Source organism: Kitasatospora sp. NPDC002543 (genome assembly GCF_053594915.1).
The window spans coordinates 1-19,683 of record NZ_JBSFWR010000039.1; the positions used below are offsets into that span (position 1 = coordinate 1).

The window sequence follows — 19,683 nt, forward strand, 5'->3', positions numbered from 1 at the left end:
CCGCCAGCGGGCCGCCGCAGGCGGCGCCGGCCGCGGCCTGCGCCGCCTCCCCGGCCTCGACGGCGGGGGCGGCGGCGGGGACCGGGTGCGAGGTCAGGCCGAGCCGTTCCGCGACCACGCCGGCCTGGAAGCGGCTGTGCGCGCCGAGGCCGTCCAGCAGGTCCGAGACGTGGCGGCGGCAGGTGCGCAGGGAGATGCCGAGGCGGCGCGCGATGGACTCGTCCTTGAGGCCCTTCGCGAGCAGCACCAGGATGCTCTGCTTCATCGTCTTGGTGACGTCGTGCGCGGCCTGCGGGCCGCTGGCGAACGGCGCCGCGTTCTCCCAGTCCCGCTCGAAGACCGTCAGCAGGTAGGAGAGCAGGTCGGGCTCCCGGATGATCAGCGCGCCGCCGGAGCTGGCGGGCAGCAGGGCCAGCGAGCCGTCCACGATGATCAGTTGGGGCAGCACCTCCGGCAGGGTCCGGATCTCGGCGCCGGCCTCGATGAGCTGTTCCGCGTTGACCCGGGTGGGCTGGTCGAAGCGGGTCGCGTGCTGGTAGAGGCTCCGCATCCGGACGCCCCGGTCGAGCAGCGCCAGGTCGCGCGGCAGTGCCTCGCGCAGCGCGGCGGGCGGGAACGACCCGCCGTGCTTGGAGACCAGCACCTCGCTGCGGCAGGAGTCCATGATGTCGGCGAGCAGCGAGCGCACCGCGAACTTGTCCGGCAGGCGGTCGATGGTGCCCTGCGGGAAGGCGTGCTGGCGGGCCTGGAGGTAGACGGGCACCAGCGCCGCGAGGCCGTCGCGCTGCTGCTGGATGATCCGGCGCTGCTCGCGCAGGGCCTCCTCGCGGGCGCGCAGGGCGGTGTCGCGGGCGGAGAGCAGCTGGGCGGTCGCGGCCTGGGGGCTGACGGGCTGCCAGACGATCCGGACTCCGCCGGGTGCCTCCTCGCCGGGTGACTCGCAGGTGGGGGCCCTGTCGGGCGCCGGGTCGCCTGGCGCCGGGTCGTCGGGCGCCGGGTCGACGGGGGTGCGCAGTTCCCGGAACAGGCAGGCTTCGGTGAGCTGCCGCACGGCCGCCTCGCACTCCGGCAGGCTCAGGTCGGTCTCCGACGCCGCCTGTGCCAGGGTCGCCGGGGTGAGCCGCTCGTGCACCACCGTCCACCGGTAGAGCGTGACGGCCGCGCTGTCGAGCGCGGGTACGTCGGCGGTCGGGGCGGGGCTGGTCCCGGAGTCCATCGCATGCCTCCTCAAGCTGCCAGGCAGGCTCATGATCCCTTGCGGGGGATGCCGTGGCCATCCGCCGACTGGCAGGGTGGCGAGCACGGGCCGGGCAGGACCGCAGGAGCTGCGGAAACGTCCGAAACGTATGGAACTGTCCCCGAAGTGATGGGAGCTGTCGTGATGCGAGGAATCGTGACGCGGACACTGGCCGCGGTCGCGCTGGGTGCCGCCGCCTGGTTGGGCGGGGTGGCCCCGGCCGGCGCCTCGGTGTTCGACGGCGCGACGCTGACGGACCTCAGCGCCGGGCAGGGCGGCCACAACTGCATCCAGACGACGGCCTGGGGCGACGCCTGGTGCCCGGGCCGGCCGCAGAGCTGACGCGCCGCCGCGGACTGCTCCCATCCCCTCCTCCTCGAAAGGAAGCTCAGACATGCACATGGCTCTGAAGCGCTCCGTCCGTCCCGCCCCCACCGCCACCGGCCGGGCCGGCTCCGCCCCCTCCGCCGGGGCCGCGAGCTGACCCCTGGGCTCAACGGGCGGTGCGCACCACGTACTTGCCGGTCGCCCGGCCCTCCTGCATGGCGTCGTGGGCGGCCGGGACGGCGTCGAGGCCGGGCAGTTCGGTGACCGGCAGGTCGAGGCCGCCCCCGGCGAGGAGGTCGAGCGCCCGCCCGATGGCGCGGGCCAGCCGCTCGGGGGCGGTGGCCGCCAGACCGCGGTGACTGAAGCCGGTGACGGTCAGGTTGCCCGCCATCAGGCGGCCGAGCGGGGGCAGGTCGGCGACGGCGCCGCCGCCCGCGTTGCCGAACAGCACGATCCGCGCGCCGGGCGCCGCCACCGCGAGGTCGAGTTCGAGCGCCGCGGTGCCCAGCGGGTCGAGCACCAGGTCGACGCCCCGGCCGCCGGTGGCGGCGCGGATCGCCCCGGCAAGGCCGGCGGGCCCGTCGGGCTCGGCGGGCCCGCCGGTCGCCGGGCCCTCGGCCGCGCCCCGGGCGAAGGCGTGGTCGTAGCCGGAGGCGACCGCCGCCGAGGCCTTCTCCGGCCGCCCGACCGTGCCGATCAGCCGGCCGCCGCCGAGCAGCGGGACGAGCCGGGCGACGGCGTTGCCGATCCCGCCGCCCGCGGAGTGGACCAGGACGGTCTCCCCGGCGGTGAAGCGGCCCGCGTCGGTGAGCAGCAGGAGCGCCGTGGCCAGCCCCAGCGGAACGGCGGCGGCCTCGCGCAGCGCCACCCCGTCCGGGAGCGGCACGGTGAGCGCGGCCTCCGCGACCGCGACCTCCGCCAGCCCGGCGCCGACCGGCGCGGCGACCACCCGGTCGCCCACCGCCGGCCCGGTGACGCCGGGGCCCAGCTCGCGGACCGTGCCGGACACCTCCTTGCCCGGCCGGTACGGCCACTCGGCGGCGTACGCGGCGTCGCCGCGACGGGTCATCACGTCCACGAAGTTCAGCCCGGCGTAGGCGACGTCGATCGCCACCTGCCCCGGCCCCGGCCGTGGTGCCTCGACCTCCCGGACCAGCGAGTTCTCGGCTCCACCGGGTGCGGTCATCACCAGTGCGCGCATGTCGGACCCCCTCGGCTACGATGTTCGACGAACAACGAAATTTGCGCGGGACAGTGCTACCACGCTCTTTCCATGGATGTCGAACATCGCAGATCAGGGAGGTCGACCCATGCCCCGCAGTACCCGTCGACGACCGGCGCTCGCCCACCCCGCGGCCGAGGAGATCGACCTCTTCGACGTCCTGCACGCGCTCTCCGACCCCACCCGGATGACCATCGTCCGCGTCCTGCGCACCGAACCCGAACGGGCCTGCGGCACCTTCCCGGTGGACGTCGCGCCCTCCACCCTGAGCCACCACTTCAAGGTGCTGCGGGAGTCCGGGCTGATCGCCCAGCGCGAGGAGGCCAACCGGCGCTTCTCCGCGCTGCGCACCGTCGACCTGGAGCGGCGGTTCCCGGGCCTGCTCGACACCGTCCTCGCCGCCCACGCCCGCACGGAGGGCTGAAGCCGGCCCGGGAGGTGCTCAACGCCGATGCCACACCGCCCAGTTCTGCGCGGTGTTGGACCGCTCGACGTACCAGTCGGCGGGGTGGCCGGGCCAGTACGCCTCCGGCGGCAGCCCGGCCGCGGGCAGCGGGAGGACCATGACGTTCGCCTCCGCCGGGACGGGCTGCCAGCGGGGGTCGCGGGACCACACCCGCCCCCGGTACACCTCGAAGGTCTGGGCGGCGCGCAGCGACCAGTCGATGTCCCAGGCGAACACCACGTTGTCGTCCGCCTTGATCCCCGCGGCACGGGTGAAGCCGGTCGCCAGGCCCTCCCGGCCCTCCGAGTGCGGCCGGGCGACCTGCGCGGTGATCGTCGTGGTGGCGAAGGCGGCGAACAGCGCCAGCGAGACGCCGAGCGCCCCGAGCGCCCGACGGCCCCCGGCGTTGCGGACCAGGACCGCCGCACCGAGCAGGAGCACCACGGCGGCGCAGGTGCGGGGCAGGTCGACCCGGGCCCAGTCCGCGGCGAGGAAGGAGATGTCGGGCAGCGTCCAGGGGATGAACATCGAGCTGTACAGCCGCTTGCCGGCGGCCAGCGCCACGACCCCGGCGAGCAGCAGGGTGAGCCCGGCCGTCGCCGCCGCCGCCCGGACCAGCGCGCGGCGCCCGTACCCGGCGAGCGCCGCGACGCCCGCCACGAAGGCCGGGGGGACGAGGCAGGAGGTGTAGCGGGCGTACACCCAGTCGTCGACCCGGCCGTCCAGCGGCAGGGCGGCGGAGGCGGCCAGGGCCGTGCCGAACAGCAGTGCCACCAGCACGCCGCCGGTGACCCGCAGCGCCCACGGCGGACGGCGGTCGAACACCGCGCACAGGCAGGCGACCACGGCGAGCCCGCCGATGCCCCAGGTGGAGGCGATGAAGTACCAGATCTGACCCGTCGCGCGGGCGAGGGTCTGCACGGCGATCGACGGGTTGGTCAGCCCCTTCAGGAGCGAACCGCCGACGTTGCTGTCCGGGACGGTGAACTGCGCGTGCAGCCACATCGACAGCAGCTTGGAGCCGAGCACGCCCAGGCCGAGCGCCGCGAGCCCGGCCGCCGTGGCGCGCCACGGAGCCCGGCGCAGCAGCAGGACGCCGAGCAGGACGACGGCGGTCAGCGCGACCACCACGGCGCCGCGGTCGTGCACCGACATCGCGTACCCGGCCGACGCCCCCGTCCCGACGGCGTGACAGGCACGGCGCCGCAGCGGGCCGTCGGCCAGCCAGCCGTGCAGGCAGAGCAGCCAGGCGAGCAGCAGGACCGGCAGGACGGCGTCGGTCATCACGAACTGCGAGTAGAAGACCACCGGTGGCAGCAGGGCCGTCGCGGCGCCGAAGGCGTACGAGCGGCGGCGGTTCAGGCCGAGGCGGCGCAGCGCGACGTAGGCGAGCGGGAAGACCAGCGCGTTGACGGCGGCGTTGACGGCCATGATCAGGTGATAGGCGGTCGTCGGGTCGTCGGCCAGGCGCAGCGCGGGGGATATCAGCAGCGGGTAGCCGCCGGGCACGACCACGCCGACCGGGATCTCGGTCGCCGAGCCGCCGGCCAGCACCCGGGCCAGGGCGAGGTAGGAGTCCTCGTCGGGGTGGACGGACGGGAAGCTCATGGACCGGGAGAGGACGAGCCGGAACAGCAGCTCGGCCAGGTAGCCGGCGAGCAGGACGGCGGCGGGCCGGGACGCGGCCGTCCGGACGGCGGTGGCGCGGACGGTGGCGAGCAGGTGCGGGATGGGCCGGAGCGGCTGTGGCTGCGGCTGTGGCTCCGGCTCCGGCTGGGTGCGGGTCTGGTGCGGCCGGGTCGGCGTGCGGGGTGGCATGGGAGTGCCCCCTCCTGTCGGACTGTCGGACGACTGCATATGTCGTTGGACTGTATATGTAGTCCGATTGGTTGCACGGGGAGGGCAGGTTCCCGCGACCGGGCCGGGACGGCCCGGCCGGAGGCGGGATCACTGGAGGAGAGGGAGCGCCGCGCGCGGTCGTCGCGTCAGACGGCGCGGGGAAGGGGCACCGCCGTCGCCGTCGCCGTCGCGGCCCGGTGCCGGCGGTGGTGCGACGCGGTGACGGCCGCCGGCAGCGGGGCCCGGGCGACGGTCGGCGGGGGGAGGGAACCGGCCAGGGCGCGGTCGAGCGGGGTCATGCCCTCACCCTCCCGCGCGGCCCCGGGGGCCTCCCCCGCGGCGGGGGAGGGGCGTCTCACCCCCTCCGCACGTGGTTCGGCGCGGGCCTCCGTCGACGGAAGCCCGCGCCGGTGGCGCAGTCGACCGCTCAGCGCAGTCGCGAGGAGGACAGGATCGACGCCAGGTGCGCGACCACCATGCCCCAGGTGATCACCGTGATGCCCGCGAGCGTCCACCGCGTGGCGTCCAGATTGCCGAGCCCGGCGTCCACCGCGGCCGCCGCCAGCAGCACCAGCGAGGCCTCGATGCCGTTCGTCACCCGGTGGATCTTGAACAGCGAGGCGACCTTGCGGGCGGTCGCGATGCCCTGGGAGCGCGGCTGCGTCGACTCCTCGGTCGCCGGGAGCTGCCCGCTGCGGGCCCGGGCCACGTCCACCAGGTCCGTCGAGGCCTTGAGCAGCACCACGCCCAGCGCGGCCGCCAGCCCCGCCGACACCCACAGCTCCGACCCGCTGCGCGCCGCCCGTACGCCCGCGCCGATCATCAGAGCGGCATCCGCCAGGTAGGCTCCGAGCCGGTCCACGTACACCCCGGCCATGCTGAACTGGCGTTTCCAGCGCGCCACTTCGCCGTCCACGCAGTCGAACAGCAGGAACAGCTGGAACAGCACGACGGCCAGCACGGCCCCGGTCAGGCCCGGGATCAGCAGGGCCGCGCCACCGCCGACCCCGCACACCACCATCACCCAGGTCAGGGTGTTCGGCGACACCGAGGTGCGCACCAGCTGCCGGGTCGTCCGCAGCGAGATCGCCCGCATGTACATCCGGCCCGCCCAGTGCTCGCCGTTACGGCTCTGGATCTTGGCCTGCGGCTGGCACACCTCGCGCAGCTCGGCGAGTGCCGGAGCAGCCACCATGACGACATCCCTCCACCTGTCCCGAAACGATCACCACAGGCTACGGCCTCCGGGGAAGCGCCCGGACCAGGCGGTATGCCGTGGGCGGTACGGGAGGTGGACGGCAGTGGAACGTCTGCCGGGGCACCCCTCCGGGGCGCCTGTCGGAGCGCCCGTCGGAGCGCCGGCCGAAATGTCCGCCGGGCGCCCCGGGCGGGCGGCGGCGAAAACCGGTGGGCCGCCCGAACGGCCGCGGGCTAGGCTGCGCGGGTTCGCCGGAACCCGAAGCCCCGGGCCCCACCGCCCGTCGCCGACCGCCCGCCGACGACCGCCCGTTCCCGCACGCCGGTCGACGCCGTCCGCACGGTCCGCGCGGTCCGTGCGGGCCGCCGGAGCGGAACGAGGAGCGCAGACCCATGGTGACCACGGGCGGCCCGTCCCACAGCCCCGACCTGGCCCGACTGCTGCACGACCACCGCCCGCAGGGCCCGGTGGAGACCGCCGACCACGAGCGGGCCCGCGGCCTCCTCGACGTCCCCGACGCCTGGGACCGGGGCACCTTCCCGCTCCACTTCACCGCCTCCGCGCTGATCGTCCACCCGCCCACCCGCCGGGTGCTGCTGCGCTGGCACGTCCGCCAACAGGCCTGGCTGCACGTCGGCGGCCACGGCGACCCGGGGGAGAGCTCGCCGCTGGACATCGCCCTCCGCGAGGGCCTGGAGGAGACCGGCCTCGCCGACCTCACCCCCTGGCCCGGCCCCGCCCTCGTCCACCTCGCCGTGGTGCCCGTCCCCGCCTCGCCCGCCGAACCCGCGCACGCCCACGCCGACCTGCGCTTCCTGCTCGCCACCGACACCCCCGGGGCGGCCCGGCCGGAGAACCCGGCGTCCCCGCTGGAGTGGCTCACCGTCGAGGAGGCCAAGCGGCGGACCACCGAGGACAACCTCCGTGAGACGCTCGACCGCGCCGCCCGCCTGCTCCCGGCCGACTGACCGGCCGCCCCGCCCGCACGCCCTTCCCACCCCTCCTCTGGAGACCACCGGATGCACACCGACCAGATCCTGATCTTCGACGCCGACGACACGCTCTGGGAGAACAACGTCCTCTTCGAGCGGGCCATCGACGGCTTCCTGGACTGGGTCACCACCCCGGCCGAGCAGGCGCGCACCAGGGCCCTGCTGAACGAGATCGAGGCCGCCAACTCCGCCACCCTCGGCTACGGCGCCACCGTCTTCCGGCAGAGCCTCGCCGACTGCCTGCGGCAGCTCAGCGGCCGTACCCCCACGGTGGAGGACCAGGCCCGGATCGACGACCTGCTCACCCCGCTGACCAGCCGGAACGTCGAACTGATCGCCGGCGTCGCCGACACCCTGGCCGCCCTCGCCGACCGCCACCACCTGCTGCTGCTCACCAAGGGCGACCAGGGCGAACAGCAGCGCAAGGTGACCGAGTCCACCATCGACCACCACTTCCGCGGCATCCACATCGTCGCCGAGAAGTCGGTCGACACCTACCAGCAGCTCACCGCCGAGCTCGACCTCGACCCGGGCCGGACCTGGATGATCGGCAACTCGCCCAAGTCCGACATCGCCCCCGCCCGCCGGGCCGGCCTGCGCACCGTCTTCATCCCGCACGAGCACACCTGGGTGCTGGAGCACACCGAACTCGGCCCGGACGAGGCGACGCTGCAGCTCGCGGCCTTTCCCGAGCTGCTGCGCCACTTCTGACGGCCACGCCAGGCGGGCCGCACCCGCAGGCCGCGCCCGCAGGCCGCGCCCGTCGGCCGCACCCCGGACGACCGCCCCTCGGACGACCGCCCCCCGGGGGGCGTCAACCCACCATCGCCGAAGCCGGCACCGGCGTCCCGTCCCGGTACAGCCAGGCCCGCTCGGCGGCGGACCAGACGCCGGCCGTCAGCAGGTAGAGCACGGCGGCCACCGGCACCAGCGCCGCGAACAGCACCGACCCGAACGACAGGTACGGCAGCAGGCCCGCCCCCGGCTGCGGGGCGGGCCGCGCCGTCCCGGGCGCTGCCGCCTTCGCCACCGCGGCCGCGCGCCTCGCCCGGCGGAAGTTGACCACCCCGACCGCCGCCAGCCCGCCGAACAGCACCCCGAACACCGCCCACTGCCCGGCGCCGTGCGCACCCGTGACGTGCAGGCCCAGCGGAACGCCGAACAGGGTGTGGTCGAGCAGGTCGTTCGGGGTGGTGAACAGGCGGTACATCACCGAGAAGAACGGAATCTGCACCAGCACCGGCAGGCACCCGGCGAACGGCGACGCCTTCTCCTCGCGGTACATCTCGGCCAGCGCCTCCCGCAGCCGCTCCGGCCGGTCCTTGTGCTTGCGCTGCAACGCGGCGACCCTCGGCGCCAACCGCGCCCTGGCCTTCTCCCCGCGTGCGGCCGCCCGCGCCAGCGGATGCAGCGCCAGCCGGACGGCGACGGTGAACAGGACGATGGCCAGTGCGGTCGGCACCAGCTGGGCGACGGCGGCGACGACGGCGTGCGCCAGGGCGACGGCAGGGTCGAGAACGGCGAGTACGGACATGGTGAAGCGAGCCCTCCGGGGTCTCAGGACATGAGCGATCGGCGGAGGACGGCCACGAAGAACGTCTTGCGAGACGTGCGAGGGTGCTTACGCGGCCGCCAGGGCCGCCCCCGGCGCCCTGGGGCGTCGCCTGCCCCGGGCGTCCGGATCACGCTGCGGAAGGAACGCCGTACGAAACGCCCGGCGCCGCAGCACCCCGCTGCGCACCGCCGCCGGCGCCCGTACCCCCGACAACCGGGCCCCGGCCAGCGCTCCGGCGACCGCCCCGGCCACCAGCGCCACGGCCGCGACCGCGGCGACCGACGCCAGCGTCCCGCTGTCGGCCACCAACTCCCCGGTCAACACCCGGAGCAGGCCCAGCAGCATCGCGACCACGGCCACGGCGCGCTCCCCCTCCCGGTGTCCCGTCGGATTCCTGACGTACCAACACGACGATCCTACGACCGCCCGGGTTCCCGTCGCCATCAGGGAAATCCCCCATCCCCGCGGGGCATCCCCGGGGCACACCCGCGCCCGGGACGGCTCGGCGGCTCGGCGCCCTCCCGGGGGACCGGGCGGGCCGGCGCGGCGGGGTCCGTACGGCGTCGGGCGGGGGTCCGTACGGGCCCGCGCGGGGGTGTAGCCGACGGGGCTACACGGGGCTACCGTGGAAGGGTGAAGACGATTACCCAGCGGGAGTTCCGGAACAACTCCGCCGCGGTGATGGACGCGGTGGAGGCGGGCGAGACCTTCCACATCACCAGGAACGGGGTCGAGGTCGCCGAGCTGCGGCCGGTGTCCGGGCGTCGACGGCTCACGGCGGAGGAGCTGGTGGCGCGGCACGTGAAGCTGCCGCGGGTGGACTACCAGCAGATGCGCAAGGAGTCCGAGGAGTACTTCGGGCCCGAGGAACTGGTGGGCGACGAGGGCGACGACCCGTTCGAGCGGCGGCGTGGCTGAGCGCCGCAGAGCGTCCCGGCGGCGGCCCGCCGGGGTGCTGGACACGTGCGTGTACATCGACCTGGCGCTGCTCAACGCGTCCGACCTGCCGGCCGTGCCGGAGCTGACCGCGATCACCTTCGCCGAGCTTCAGCAGGGCGTGTCGATGGCCCGGGACCCGGCCAGCCGGGCCGCCCGGCTGGAGGTGCTGGGCGCGGCCATGGCCGACTTCGACCCGCTGCCGTTCGACGCGGCCGCCGCCGCCCGCTACGGCACGCTGGTCACCCTCACCATCGCCGCCGGACGGCAGCCGCGCCCGCGCCGGATCGACCTGATGATCGCCGCGGTCGCCTCGGCCCACGGGCTGCCGCTGTACACCCGCAACGTGGCGGACTTCCGGGGGCTGGGCTCGGCGGTGGAGGTCATCGGGGTGTGAGGGCGGCGGTGCCGTCCCGTTCGACCCGGTCGGCCAGCGCGGCCGCGTACCTCAGGGCCTGCCTCCGGTCCCGCGTGCGCAGCAGGACGGTGTTGCCCCCGCGCTTGCCCCGGTCGCGTCCCGCCTTGGCGGCCACGGCCCAGCGGGGGCGGCCGAGCAGGGCGAGGAGCAGCCAGCGGAGCCCGAAGTTCAGCCCCAGGAGGGCGGCGATCGGGATGAGCAGGAGGACGCCCTCGCCGCCGGAGCCGCTGCCGTCGACGTGCCGCATGGGGTCGTAGGCGTGCAGGGGCCTCGCGGTGGCCCCGAGGCGGCCGAGCCACACCACCGCGATCCGAACGGGGCGGCGGTCGGGCCCGGTCACGTCGACGTAGCCGATCGAGCCGTCCCGCTCGCCGCGCGCCCAGGCTTCCCGCTCCCTCGCGGTCGACAGGCCCTCCTGGCGTGCGAGCTCCTCGGCCGCCCGGGCCTCCTGGCGCTGCTCGAACTCCGCGGTCCAGGCCTTCTCGCGCTTCTTCTGCTCGGCGGACCACTCCCGCTCGCGACGCAGGCGCTCCTCGACGTCGACCTGCCGCCCCCGCTGACTGTTCATCCGACCATCGTAGGAGCGGCGTTCCGGGCGGCGGAGCCGACGGGTCGTGCGCCGGCCCGCGCGGACCGCGCGTCAGCCCGGGCGGACCGCCGTTCCGGTCGCGGCGGAGGTACGGGCGGCCTCCAGCACGGCCAGGGCGGCCACCGCGTCGCGCGGGTCGACCGGCGGCGGAGTGCCCGGGGTGGCCAGGGCGGCGGCGATGCCGGCGTAGAAGGCGGGGTAGTCGCCCGGGTCGGTGGGCAGCGAGATCGCGGACTCGTCGGTGCCGAGGGTGCCGTAGTGCGAGGGCTGGTCGGCGCCCCAGGGGCGGCTGCCGTCGGGGCGCAGGCCCGCCCGCAGGTCGGCCTCCTGCGGGTCCATGCCGGGCTTCACGTAGCCGGCGGTGTCGCCGAGCACCCGTAGCCGGGGGCCGATCAGCGGGGTGATGGCGCTGGTCCACAGGTGCGAGCGGGTGCCGGAGGCGTGGGTGAGGGCGAGGAAGGCGTCGTCGTCCACCACCGCGCCGTCGCGCCGCACGTCGATCTCCGCGTACACCGTCTCGACCGGCCCGAACAGCGTGAGCGCCTGGTCGACCAGGTGGCTGCCCAGGTCGTACAGGGTGCCGCCGACCTCGGCTGGGTCGGCCAGCTCCCGCCAGCCCGGCTTGGGCTTGGGACGGAACCGCTCGAAGCGGGACTCGAAGCGGTGCACCCGGCCGAGCGCGCCGCCGCGCACCAGCCGGCTCGCGGTGAGGAAGTCGCCGTCCCAGCGCCGGTTGTGGAACACCGAGAGCAGGACGCCCCGCTCCTCGGCGAGCCGGCACAGCTCCAGCGCCTCGGCGGCGGTGCCGGCCAGCGGCTTGTCCACCACGGTGGCCAGGCCGGCCCGCAGGGCGGCGCGGGCGAGCGGCGCGTGGGTGCGGTTGGGCGAGGCGATGACGACCAGGTCGAGCGCGTCCGGGGCGGCGAGCAGCTGCTCGGGCGTGTCCACGGCGCGGGCGCCGGGGTGCTCGCGCGCCAGCTGGGCACGCCGGTCGGCATTGGCCGTGACGACGGCGTCCAGCCGCAGCCCCGGCGTGCTGGCGATCAGCGGCGCGTGGAACGCGGAGCCGGCCAGGCCGTAGCCGATCAGGCCGACGCGGAACGGACCGGAGGTCGTCTGCGGTGTCATGCGCCTACTCAATCACGAGTCGACCGGTTGCTCCCGGTTTGGTGCACGGCCGCTCCCGCGGGGCGGGCGGCGGACTCCCGTGGGCGGAGGCCTCCCGGGGACGGCGGGCGGCCGGTGCCGGCGTACGGCCGGTGCACGGTCGGCACCGGTGCGCGGGCTGCCGTTCCGGTGGACGGACGTTCTGTCCCCGGACACCCGGGCGGTTTAGGCTGGGCCGCGTCAGGGCCCCCTCGTATGACGCAACACACTGCAACACTTCGGGAGACACGCACGTGGCAGAGCGCAAGCCCATCGAGTCCTGGCTGACCGACATGGACGGGGTCCTCATCCACGAGGGCACGCCGATCCCGGGGGCGGAGGAGTTCCTGCGCAAGCTGCGGGAGTCCGGCAAGCCGTTCCTGGTCCTGACCAACAACTCCATCTACACCCCGCGCGACCTCAGCGCCCGGCTGGCCGGGATGGGGCTGGAGGTGCCCGAGGAGTGCATCTGGACCTCAGCCCTGGCCACCGCCAAGTTCCTCGAGAGCCAGCGGCCGAACGGGACCGCGTACGTGATCGGCGAGGCGGGGCTGACCACCGCGCTGTACCAGGCCGGCTACGTGCTGACCGACAACAACCCCGACTACGTGGTCCTCGGCGAGACCCGCACCTACTCCTTCGAGGCGCTCACCAAGGCGATCCGCCTGATCAACCAGGGCGCCCGGTTCATCTGCACCAACCCGGACGAGACCGGCCCCTCCACCGAGGGCGTGCTGCCGGCCACCGGTTCGGTCGCGGCCCTGATCACCAAGGCGACCGGCGTCGAGCCGTACTTCGTCGGCAAGCCCAACCCGCTGATGATGCGCGAGGCGCTGAACACGGCCGGCGCCCACTCCGAGACGGCGGTGATGATCGGCGACCGGATGGACACCGACATCGTCGCGGGCATGGAGGCCGGCATGGAGACCATCCTGGTGCTCACCGGCCTGACCTCCGCCGCCGACGTGGAGCGCTTCCCGTACCGGCCGAGCCGCGTGGTCCAGTCGATCGCGGACCTGGTCGAGCTGATCTGACCGCGTCCGGCGGCCCGTGCCCGGTCCGAGCGGCCGGGCACGCCCCGTTCGTCGCGGTGCCGTCGTGGGCCCCGTTCCGGCCGGTCGCCGGGGCGGGGCCGCCGCGTGTCCGCGGGCGGACGGGGACGGCCTCCGGGGCCCGGAACCCGCTCTGGGGGAGTGAGTTGTCGGTGGGGCTGTGTAGCGTTCGGGGTGATAGAGGGCGAGCGGCGCAGCAGCCGCGGTGTGGGAGGTAGATGTCGTGACGGACACGGTCGAGGCGGGCGTGGTCGAGGCCGGCGCGGGCGGCGGGCTGGAGCTGCCCGAGTCCTGGCGCGGGGTGCTGGGCGCCGAGACGGAGAAGCCGTACTTCGCCGAGCTGGAGGCCTTCGTGGCGGCCCAGCGCGCGGAGCACGAGGTGTTCCCGCCGAGCGGCCAGGAGTTCGCCGCGCTGGAGGCGACGCCGTACAACAAGGTCCGGGTGCTCGTGCTCGGCCAGGACCCGTACCACGACAACGGCCAGGCCCACGGCATGAGCTTCTCGGTGCTGCCGGGCACCAAGACGCCGCCGTCGCTGCGCAACATCTTCAAGGAGCTGGACGCCGACCTGGGCGTTCCCGCCCCGGACAACGGCTACCTGATGCACTGGGCCGAGCAGGGCGTGCTGCTGCTCAACGCGGTGCTCACGGTCCGCGCGCACGAGGCCAACTCGCACAAGGCGAAGGGCTGGGAGAAGTTCACCGACGCGGTGATCAAGGCGGTCAGCGACCGCGAGGAGCCGGTCGTCTTCGTGCTGTGGGGCAACTACGCGAAGAAGAAGCTGCCGCTGATCGACACCGCCAAGCACGTGGTGGTGCAGGGCGCGCACCCGTCGCCGCTCTCCGCCAAGCTGTTCTTCGGCAGCCGTCCGTTCTCGCAGATCAACGCCGCGCTGGACTCCTTCGGCGCCGAGTCGATCGACTGGCGGGTGCCGAACCTGAAGGAGGCCTGAGCCCCTTCGGGCGCTCCTGAGTGCTCCTGAGCACTGCCGGGTGCCTCCTGGGCGTGATCCCCGGTGCCGGCGTCGGTGGCCGTGGGCCGGACGGGTTCGATGTCCCGTTCGTCCACGGCCACTTGGCGTTCACCGGCGGTGGCCGCCAGCCGGTGCCGGGTGTGCTTAGCTGGTGGCGACCGGTCGCCGGACCGGCGCCGGGAGGGGCGGTACGTGCACGGGCTGGGGCGGACAGGGACGTTGCGGGGGGCCGCGGGAGCGCTGCTGGCCGGGGTCGTGCTGGCGGCCGGGACGGGCTGCGGCGGTCCGGGCGGCGGAGGTTCTCACGGCGGCCGGCCGGACGGCGGTTCCGCCGCCCCCACCGCCGGTACGGAGGCAGGTGCGGGGACGGGCTTCGCCCAACTCCCCGGGCAGGCCTTCTACGTCTCCGACCGGACCAACGCCGCCCACCAGGTGACCGCGCTGCGCGGCCAGGGCCGGACGGCGGAGGCCGACACGCTGCTGCGCATCGCCGCCCAGCCCTCCTCGCAGTGGCTCGGTGAGCAGGGCGCCCAGGAGATCGCCGAGCAGGTGAGCCGGCGGGCCGCCGAGGCGGGCCGCACGGCGGTCTTCGTCGCCTACGACATCCCGCACCGCGACTGCGGCCAGTACTCGGCCGGCGGCGCCCCCGACGCGGCCGCCTACCGGTCCTGGATCACCGGCGTCGCCAAGGCCCTCGCCGACCGCAAGGCCTGGGTCGTCCTGGAGCCGGACGCCGTCGCCCACACCCTGGACACCTGCGGGATCAAGGGCGACCTGGCCGCCGAGCGGTACGGCCTCCTGGCCTTCGCCGTCCAGGAGTTGAAGAAGAACCCGAACGCGCGGGTCTACCTGGACGCGGGCAACCCCGGCTGGGCGCAGGACCCGGAGGAACTGGCCACCGCCCTGCGCAAGTCCGGCATCGCGGCGGCGGACGGATTCGCCGTGAACGTCGCCAACTTCTACGACACCGACCGGAACGCGGCGTACGGCGCCCGGCTCTCCGCGGCCCTGGGCGGGAAGAACTTCGTCATCGACACCAGCCGCAGCGGCAACGGGGCGCTGGGCGGCGACTCCTGGTGCAACCCGCCCGGGCGGGCGATCGGCGAGCGGCCGACCACCGAGACCGGGCGGCCCGGGGTGGACGCCTACCTGTGGATCAAGAACCCGGGGGAGTCGGACGGCGACTGCGGCCGGGGCGAGCCGCGGGCGGGCGAGTTCTGGCTTCCGTACGCGCTCGGGCTGGCGCAGGCGGCGCGCTGAGGCCGCCCGCGCCGGCCGACGCGCCGGCCGACGCGCCGGCCGACGCGCCGGCCGGCGATGTCCGGCGCGTCAGGCGGTGGGTTTCCGGCGTACCGGCCGGTGGGCTCCGGCGCGTCAGGCGGTGACCTGGATCCAGCGGGCGACCGACGGGGTGCCGGCGGCGTCCGTCAGGAACAGCATGTACCAGCCCGGCGGCAGCAGGTCGGGGTTGCGGGGCAGGGCGAGCGAGACTCCGTCCGCCGTCCGTCCGGTGACGTCCAGGGCCACCGAGCGCTGCTCGACGTCCGTCACATGGGTGACCGAACTGGGCCGGATCAGCTTGGCGGTGGCGACCGCCTCCGGTCGCGCGGTGCCGACGGCGAGGGTGGTGCCGAGCCCGGCCGTCCGCGGAACGGCGCCGGCCTGCGGGCGGTCGCCGTGGTACAGGTACGGCGGGGTGTAGATCTCGATGCGCTGCTCGAAGCCGCCCGGCTGGGTCTCGGCCTTGTCCGCGAAGAGCGGGTTGGAGCCGAGCACGGCCACCCGGCCGTCCGGCAGCAGCAGCGCCTCGGAGTGGTAGTCGCGGCCGACGGTCGGCTCGGCGGCGGTGCTGAAGCTGTTGGTGTCCGGGTGGTAAACCTGCGCCTTGAGCAGGTCGCTGTCGCCCCGGCCGCGGTAGCCGCTGGAGCCGCCGGTGGTGAAGACGGTGTCGTCCGGGAGGATCACGCTGTTGAGGTAGCGGGTGCCGCCGGCCGGCAGGTCCGGGCCGGGGGTGAACGCGGGCGCGGGGTGGGAGAGGTCCGCGATGTCGGTGCGGGCCGTGGACAGCGGGGACTCGCCGACGCCGCCGCCGCCGAGCACCATCACCTTCTGCGCCTGCGCGGGCGGCAGCAGCACCGAGGAGGAGGTCTCGGTCAGCGCGGGGTCGCGCAGGCCGGGGACGGGCTGGAAGGCCCCGGTCGACACGTCCCACAGGCCGGGTTCGCGGCCCTTGTCGCCGGGGCCGTAGCCGCCGTTGGAGCCCGAGTAGAAGAGCTTGCCGGAGTCGGTCAGGAAGATCGCCGGGTAGGTCGGGAAGTAGTGGTCGGGGCCCTTGGACCAGGACTTGGTCTTCGGGTCGTAGATCTCGTTGTCGTTGCCGCTGAGGATCTCGCCGGTGTCGTCCAGCCCGGAGACGGTGACCACCCGGCCGTCGCCCAGCCCGGTCAGCGTCGGGTACCACCGGGCGTGGGCCATGTCGGTGACGGGCTCGTACAGTTCGGTGTCCGGGTTGAACTCGAAGGCGGCGCGGATGCCCTGGTACTCCTGCTTGTCCAGGGTCAGCTTCTCGTTCTGCCCGTACAGGTTGTGGGCGTCGGTGCCGTCCAGGCCCTTGATCCGGAACTGGGCGGGGGAGCCGGACACGTAGTCCGGGCCGGCGCCGACCGCCTCCACGTACACGTGCTGCTCGCCGGCGGTGACCACGGTCTGCCGGCCGGAGCCGGTCTTGGTCGCGGCCGGGACGGTCACGGGGGCGGTGCTGGCGTACTCGTGGCCGTCCGGGGAGACGAAGACGGTGCCCTTGGGGAAGGTCCGGGCGCGCTCCGGGCTCTCGTTGCGCACCCGCATGACGCCGGCGGCCTTCTTCACGGCGCCGGCCAGCTTCTCGTAGCGCTGGGTGCCGCCGGCCACCAGGACCCGGCCGTCCGGCAGCGAGGTGTGGCCGCCGCAGAACATGTCGGCCGGGGTGGGGACCAGCTTGTAGGTGTTCCCGGCCGGATCCCAGAGCAGGCTCTTGAAGGTGCCCGCGGTGAACTGCTTCTCGTCGTTTCCGGAACCGGCCACGATCAGGACCTTGCCGGTGCGCAGCAGGGTCGCGTGCACGGCGTTGACCCGGAACTCGGTGGGCAGCGACAGGGTCTGCCAGTGGCCGTACCGGGCCTTGTACTCGGGGCGGTTGATCACGTAGTGGTGGTACTGCTCGGAGGCGAAGCCGAGGACGGCCGGGGCGTTCATCCCGGCCACGGTCAGCGCCACGGTGCTGCCGAGGGCGAGGCGCTTGGTGCGGCCGGCCTTGTGGATCTTCACGGTGGGTGTTCCCCTCGGGAGGCGGTCGGGGCGGTTCTGCTCGGGGGCTGCCCGGGGTGCTCGGGCGTGGCTCCGGTCAGGACAGGGGCGTGCGGTCCTCGGTGCGGTCGGAGGCGGCCCGGGTGAACGGCGGCGCCGGTGGTGTGCGGGCGGGCCGGGGAGCCCGGGGGTCGCGGGCGTGGCGGGGACGGCGCTTCTCCAGGAGGACGGTCGGGGTGGAGGACGGGCCGCCGGTGACGGTGAGGGTGGCGGTGGGGCGGGTCCGGCGCCGGCGGACGGCGTCACCGGCGCTGATCAGGACCGGCAGGAGGGTGAGCAGCAGGGCGATCCAGGCCCAGGTGCGCATCGCGACGTGGTCGTAGCCGGTGAAGTGGGACGCGGTGATCGCGCCGGCGAACACCAGCGTCCAGAACAGGTGGAAGCGGAAGGTGGAGAGCCGGTCGGTGCTGGCCGAGCTGCCCTTGGGCGTCACCACGAAGCGGCTGCGGCGGCGGACGAGCGCCTGGAGCAGGGAGGCCGCGTAGACCGGGCCGCAGAGCGCCGACATCACCATGCCGGCGACGCCGGAGGAGCCGGCCGGCTCGTGCGGGCTCACGTTGTGCTTGCGGTTCCAGGTGTACAGGAGGAGTTGGAGCGCGGCGGCGTCGCTGTAGAGCATCATCCAGATCTCCGAGGAGACGTGCACGCCCGAGGCGCCGAAGCCCAGGTAGAGCACGCTGGACAGGCCGCCGAGCAGCCAGGTGAGCGCCGCCATCGGGTAGAAGCCCACCATCAGCGAGTAGTTGAGCAGCCGGCCGGGCGACAGCTGCCACAGCACCCGCCAGTACCGGGTGAGCAGGGTCTCGTAGGTGCCGCGGCTCCAGCGCAGTTGCTGGGAGAAGAAGTCCGTCCAGGAGGACGGTCCTTCGCCGACCGCGAGCACGTCCGGGGTGTACACGGACTTCCAGCGTTCCCCGGTCTCCGGGTTCCGGCTCCGGTGGAACTCCAGGCCGGTCGCCATGTCCTCGGTGATGGAGTCGTACAACCCGCCGATCGACTGGAGCGCGCGGATTCTGACGGCGTTGTTGGTGCCCACGAACATCGGTGCGCCGTAACGGTTTCCGGCGCGTTGGATGAGGGCGTGGAAGAGGTACTGCTGGCTCTCGGAGAATTTGGTGACGGCCGAACCCGAGCTGCGGTAGTTCCCGTACACCTGGGGGCCGACCACGAATGCCACGTCGGGGTCGCGGAAGTAGCCGAGCATCCGTTCGCAGAAGTCGGGCAGCGGGACGTGGTCGGTGTCCACGGACACCCAGAACTCGTAGTCGTCGCCGTGGGCCTGGAGCCAGGCGTTGTAGTTGCCGTGCTTGGTCCCGGCGCGGAAGCGGCCCTTCGGCCGGTTCCAGTGCGGCCGGCCGGCGCGGCTGAAGTGGCGGACCCCCAACTCGGTGCAGAGCGCCTGCATTGCAGGATCGTTTCCCTCGTCCAACAGCCAGACGTCGTACGGTCCGTCGTGTCTCACGGCCCGGGCCGCGGTCAGCGTGGCCCGGACCATCTCCGGCGGCTCCTTCCCCGGCACACAGGTGGTGAGGAAGGCGACCCGGGTGCCGGACTCCGGCGTCACCGGGACGGGATCGCGGGCGACCAGCGTGGCGTGGGTGTTGGAGACCACGTTGACCAGCCGGAACACCTCGACGACGGCGATGATGCCGATCATCACCTTGTCGCCCAGCAGCACCAGGGCGTTCGTCTCGTCCAGCCGCTCGGGCCAGTGCTCCGGCAGCAGCAGCCAGACCAGCAGCACCGCCTCCACCACCGGGGCGGCCAGCATCAGCAGGGCGGCGCGGATCCGGTGCGGCTCCCGGCGCAGCAGGCTGCGGTACCGGACCCGGTAGGGAGCCGCGGCGGACGGCTCGGGGGCCGGATCGAGGGGCCGGCCGTGCGGCGGCATCGGCTCGGGCCAGTAGACGCCGCCGCCGAGGTCGTCGTCCTCGTCCGGGTCGTGCGCCGGACCGGCGAGCCGACTGAAGTGGCCGTAGTCATAAGGGGCTTCGGGTGCGGGGACGGCCCTCAGCGCGGCCTCGTCCAGCTCCCCGGCGCCTCGCCCGCGGGCCGTTCCGACGCCCCTGCGTCGTGAGAACGGCGGCGTGGTCATAGCTGCTCCCCCCGGAGTTCGCGCCTGGTTCGGCTCGCTCGGCTTCTGCGTGGACCTGCGTCGACTCGGAGCCGTCCGGGTGGAGCGGGGCGGAACGGGTGGAACCGGTCGGCCTCAGCCGGAATCGGCCGGGGCGTCCCGCGTATTCGGCGGGTGCGACCGGTTCAGTCGTGCGTCGGTACGGCGGCTTCGAATCCGGGATCCCGATGCACTTTCCAGTTTCCCCTCCGGGCACGTCGGGATCCTTGGTCTCCCCAACTCTCCCTGAGCGCACCGGTGATCGCAACCAGTCCTGGAGATCGGCGCCGTCCAGG

20 protein-coding genes are annotated in these 19,683 nt (G+C 74.3%); 9 read left to right on the forward strand and 11 right to left on the reverse strand.

Annotation, left to right across the window (positions count from 1 at the left end; translation table 11 throughout):
- The coding region (locus ACWD4P_RS18425) for a LuxR C-terminal-related transcriptional regulator (RefSeq protein ID WP_449780262.1) at positions 1–1,216 on the reverse strand (1,216 nt) is incomplete at its 3' end.
- A 177-nt stretch (positions 1,217–1,393) separates the two neighbouring features.
- Between ACWD4P_RS18425 and ACWD4P_RS18430 the strand changes: the two genes are divergently transcribed.
- Positions 1,394–1,579, forward strand: a complete 186-nt coding sequence (locus ACWD4P_RS18430; protein ID WP_449780263.1) for a hypothetical protein — start codon at positions 1,394–1,396, stop codon at positions 1,577–1,579.
- Between the two features lie 151 nt (positions 1,580–1,730).
- On the opposite strand, the gene ACWD4P_RS18435 is transcribed toward ACWD4P_RS18430, so the two are convergent.
- Positions 1,731–2,765: a quinone oxidoreductase family protein gene (locus ACWD4P_RS18435; protein ID WP_359817880.1), complete on the reverse strand. Its 1,035-nt coding sequence runs from the start codon at positions 2,763–2,765 to the stop codon at positions 1,731–1,733.
- Positions 2,766–2,874: 109 nt separating this feature from the next.
- On the opposite strand from ACWD4P_RS18435, the gene ACWD4P_RS18440 reads away from it, so the two are divergent.
- Positions 2,875–3,210, forward strand: a complete 336-nt coding sequence (locus tag ACWD4P_RS18440; protein ID WP_359817878.1) for an ArsR/SmtB family transcription factor — start codon at positions 2,875–2,877, stop codon at positions 3,208–3,210.
- Between the two features lie 18 nt (positions 3,211–3,228).
- Here ACWD4P_RS18440 and ACWD4P_RS18445 read toward each other — a convergent pair whose 3' ends face one another.
- The 3 genes from ACWD4P_RS18445 to ACWD4P_RS18455 form a co-directional block, all read right to left on the reverse strand.
- Positions 3,229–5,049 carry a hypothetical protein gene (locus ACWD4P_RS18445; protein WP_449780264.1) on the reverse strand — a complete coding sequence of 607 codons (1,821 nt, stop codon included), beginning with the start codon at positions 5,047–5,049 and terminating at the stop codon, positions 3,229–3,231.
- A 167-nt stretch (positions 5,050–5,216) separates the two neighbouring features.
- Entirely contained in the window at positions 5,217–5,369 is a 153-nt protein-coding gene (locus ACWD4P_RS18450; protein ID WP_449780265.1) for a hypothetical protein, read from the reverse strand.
- 128 nt (positions 5,370–5,497) lie between these two features.
- Positions 5,498–6,265: a CDP-alcohol phosphatidyltransferase family protein gene (locus ACWD4P_RS18455; protein WP_449780266.1), complete on the reverse strand. Its 768-nt coding sequence runs from the start codon at positions 6,263–6,265 to the stop codon at positions 5,498–5,500.
- 395 nt (positions 6,266–6,660) lie between these two features.
- Between ACWD4P_RS18455 and ACWD4P_RS18460 the strand changes: the two genes are divergently transcribed.
- Positions 6,661–7,236 carry an NUDIX hydrolase gene (locus tag ACWD4P_RS18460; protein ID WP_449780267.1) on the forward strand — a complete coding sequence of 192 codons (576 nt, stop codon included), beginning with the start codon at positions 6,661–6,663 and terminating at the stop codon, positions 7,234–7,236.
- Between the two features lie 51 nt (positions 7,237–7,287).
- A complete protein-coding gene (locus ACWD4P_RS18465) occupies positions 7,288–7,971 on the forward strand; it encodes an HAD family hydrolase (protein WP_449780268.1) in 684 nt (227 codons plus the stop codon).
- A 103-nt stretch (positions 7,972–8,074) separates the two neighbouring features.
- On the opposite strand, the gene ACWD4P_RS18470 is transcribed toward ACWD4P_RS18465, so the two are convergent.
- Positions 8,075–8,794, reverse strand: a complete 720-nt coding sequence (locus tag ACWD4P_RS18470; RefSeq protein WP_449780269.1) for a YidC/Oxa1 family membrane protein insertase — start codon at positions 8,792–8,794, stop codon at positions 8,075–8,077.
- Positions 8,795–8,881: 87 nt separating this feature from the next.
- On the reverse strand, positions 8,882–9,175 hold the full coding sequence (locus ACWD4P_RS18475) for a DUF6412 domain-containing protein (protein ID WP_359817866.1): 294 nt from the start codon (positions 9,173–9,175) through the stop codon (positions 8,882–8,884).
- A 273-nt stretch (positions 9,176–9,448) separates the two neighbouring features.
- Between ACWD4P_RS18475 and ACWD4P_RS18480 the strand changes: the two genes are divergently transcribed.
- Together ACWD4P_RS18480 and ACWD4P_RS18485 are read left to right on the forward strand one after the other, a co-directional pair.
- The gene (locus tag ACWD4P_RS18480; RefSeq protein ID WP_196950091.1) at positions 9,449–9,733 is read left to right on the forward strand and encodes a type II toxin-antitoxin system Phd/YefM family antitoxin; all 285 of its coding nucleotides are present in this window, start codon (positions 9,449–9,451) and stop codon (positions 9,731–9,733) included.
- Between the two features lie 49 nt (positions 9,734–9,782).
- Positions 9,783–10,148 carry a type II toxin-antitoxin system VapC family toxin gene (locus ACWD4P_RS18485; protein WP_359817864.1) on the forward strand — a complete coding sequence of 122 codons (366 nt, stop codon included), beginning with the start codon at positions 9,783–9,785 and terminating at the stop codon, positions 10,146–10,148.
- On the opposite strand, the gene ACWD4P_RS18490 is transcribed toward ACWD4P_RS18485, so the two are convergent.
- The gene (locus ACWD4P_RS18490) at positions 10,135–10,737 is read right to left on the reverse strand and encodes a hypothetical protein (RefSeq protein WP_359817862.1); all 603 of its coding nucleotides are present in this window, start codon (positions 10,735–10,737) and stop codon (positions 10,135–10,137) included. The genes ACWD4P_RS18485 and ACWD4P_RS18490 overlap by 14 nt on opposite strands.
- Positions 10,738–10,809: 72 nt before the next feature.
- On the reverse strand, positions 10,810–11,886 hold the full coding sequence (locus ACWD4P_RS18495; protein ID WP_359817860.1) for a Gfo/Idh/MocA family oxidoreductase: 1,077 nt from the start codon (positions 11,884–11,886) through the stop codon (positions 10,810–10,812).
- A gap of 272 nt (positions 11,887–12,158) precedes the next feature.
- On the opposite strand from ACWD4P_RS18495, the gene ACWD4P_RS18500 reads away from it, so the two are divergent.
- The 3 genes from ACWD4P_RS18500 to ACWD4P_RS18510 all read left to right on the forward strand — a co-directional run bounded on the left by ACWD4P_RS18500 (position 12,159) and on the right by ACWD4P_RS18510 (position 15,189).
- Positions 12,159–12,938 (forward strand): HAD-IIA family hydrolase, encoded by a 780-nt coding sequence (locus ACWD4P_RS18500; protein ID WP_449780270.1) that lies wholly within the window; start codon positions 12,159–12,161, stop codon positions 12,936–12,938.
- Positions 12,939–13,179: 241 nt separating this feature from the next.
- Positions 13,180–13,908: a uracil-DNA glycosylase gene (locus ACWD4P_RS18505; RefSeq protein WP_449780271.1), complete on the forward strand. Its 729-nt coding sequence runs from the start codon at positions 13,180–13,182 to the stop codon at positions 13,906–13,908.
- 240 nt (positions 13,909–14,148) lie between these two features.
- Positions 14,149–15,189: a glycoside hydrolase family 6 protein gene (locus ACWD4P_RS18510; RefSeq protein ID WP_359817854.1), complete on the forward strand. Its 1,041-nt coding sequence runs from the start codon at positions 14,149–14,151 to the stop codon at positions 15,187–15,189.
- Positions 15,190–15,303: 114 nt separating this feature from the next.
- Here the strand turns inward: ACWD4P_RS18510 and ACWD4P_RS18515 are convergent, their stop codons facing one another.
- Together ACWD4P_RS18515 and ACWD4P_RS18520 are read right to left on the reverse strand one after the other, a co-directional pair.
- Positions 15,304–17,235 carry a galactose oxidase-like domain-containing protein gene (locus ACWD4P_RS18515; RefSeq protein WP_449780272.1) on the reverse strand — a complete coding sequence of 644 codons (1,932 nt, stop codon included), beginning with the start codon at positions 17,233–17,235 and terminating at the stop codon, positions 15,304–15,306.
- A 76-nt stretch (positions 17,236–17,311) separates the two neighbouring features.
- The gene (locus ACWD4P_RS18520; RefSeq protein ID WP_449780273.1) at positions 17,312–19,369 is read right to left on the reverse strand and encodes a glycosyltransferase family 2 protein; all 2,058 of its coding nucleotides are present in this window, start codon (positions 19,367–19,369) and stop codon (positions 17,312–17,314) included.
- Positions 19,370–19,683 lie beyond the last annotated feature (314 nt).

Excerpts from the sequence above, each read along its gene's own strand:
- ACWD4P_RS18435 (WP_359817880.1), bottom strand. The coding sequence starts at position 2,765 with ATGCGCGCACTGGTGATGACCGCACCCGGTGGAGCCGAGAACTCGCTG.
- ACWD4P_RS18440 (WP_359817878.1), top strand. The coding sequence starts at position 2,875 with ATGCCCCGCAGTACCCGTCGACGACCGGCGCTCGCCCACCCCGCGGCC.
- ACWD4P_RS18445 (WP_449780264.1), bottom strand. The coding sequence starts at position 5,049 with ATGCCACCCCGCACGCCGACCCGGCCGCACCAGACCCGCACCCAGCCG.
- ACWD4P_RS18450 (WP_449780265.1), bottom strand. The coding sequence starts at position 5,369 with ATGACCCCGCTCGACCGCGCCCTGGCCGGTTCCCTCCCCCCGCCGACC.
- ACWD4P_RS18455 (WP_449780266.1), bottom strand. The coding sequence starts at position 6,265 with ATGGTGGCTGCTCCGGCACTCGCCGAGCTGCGCGAGGTGTGCCAGCCG.
- ACWD4P_RS18460 (WP_449780267.1), top strand. The coding sequence starts at position 6,661 with ATGGTGACCACGGGCGGCCCGTCCCACAGCCCCGACCTGGCCCGACTG.
- ACWD4P_RS18465 (WP_449780268.1), top strand. The coding sequence starts at position 7,288 with ATGCACACCGACCAGATCCTGATCTTCGACGCCGACGACACGCTCTGG.
- ACWD4P_RS18470 (WP_449780269.1), bottom strand. The coding sequence starts at position 8,794 with ATGTCCGTACTCGCCGTTCTCGACCCTGCCGTCGCCCTGGCGCACGCC.
- ACWD4P_RS18490 (WP_359817862.1), bottom strand. The coding sequence starts at position 10,737 with ATGAACAGTCAGCGGGGGCGGCAGGTCGACGTCGAGGAGCGCCTGCGT.
- ACWD4P_RS18495 (WP_359817860.1), bottom strand. The coding sequence starts at position 11,886 with ATGACACCGCAGACGACCTCCGGTCCGTTCCGCGTCGGCCTGATCGGC.
- ACWD4P_RS18520 (WP_449780273.1), bottom strand. The coding sequence starts at position 19,369 with ATGACCACGCCGCCGTTCTCACGACGCAGGGGCGTCGGAACGGCCCGC.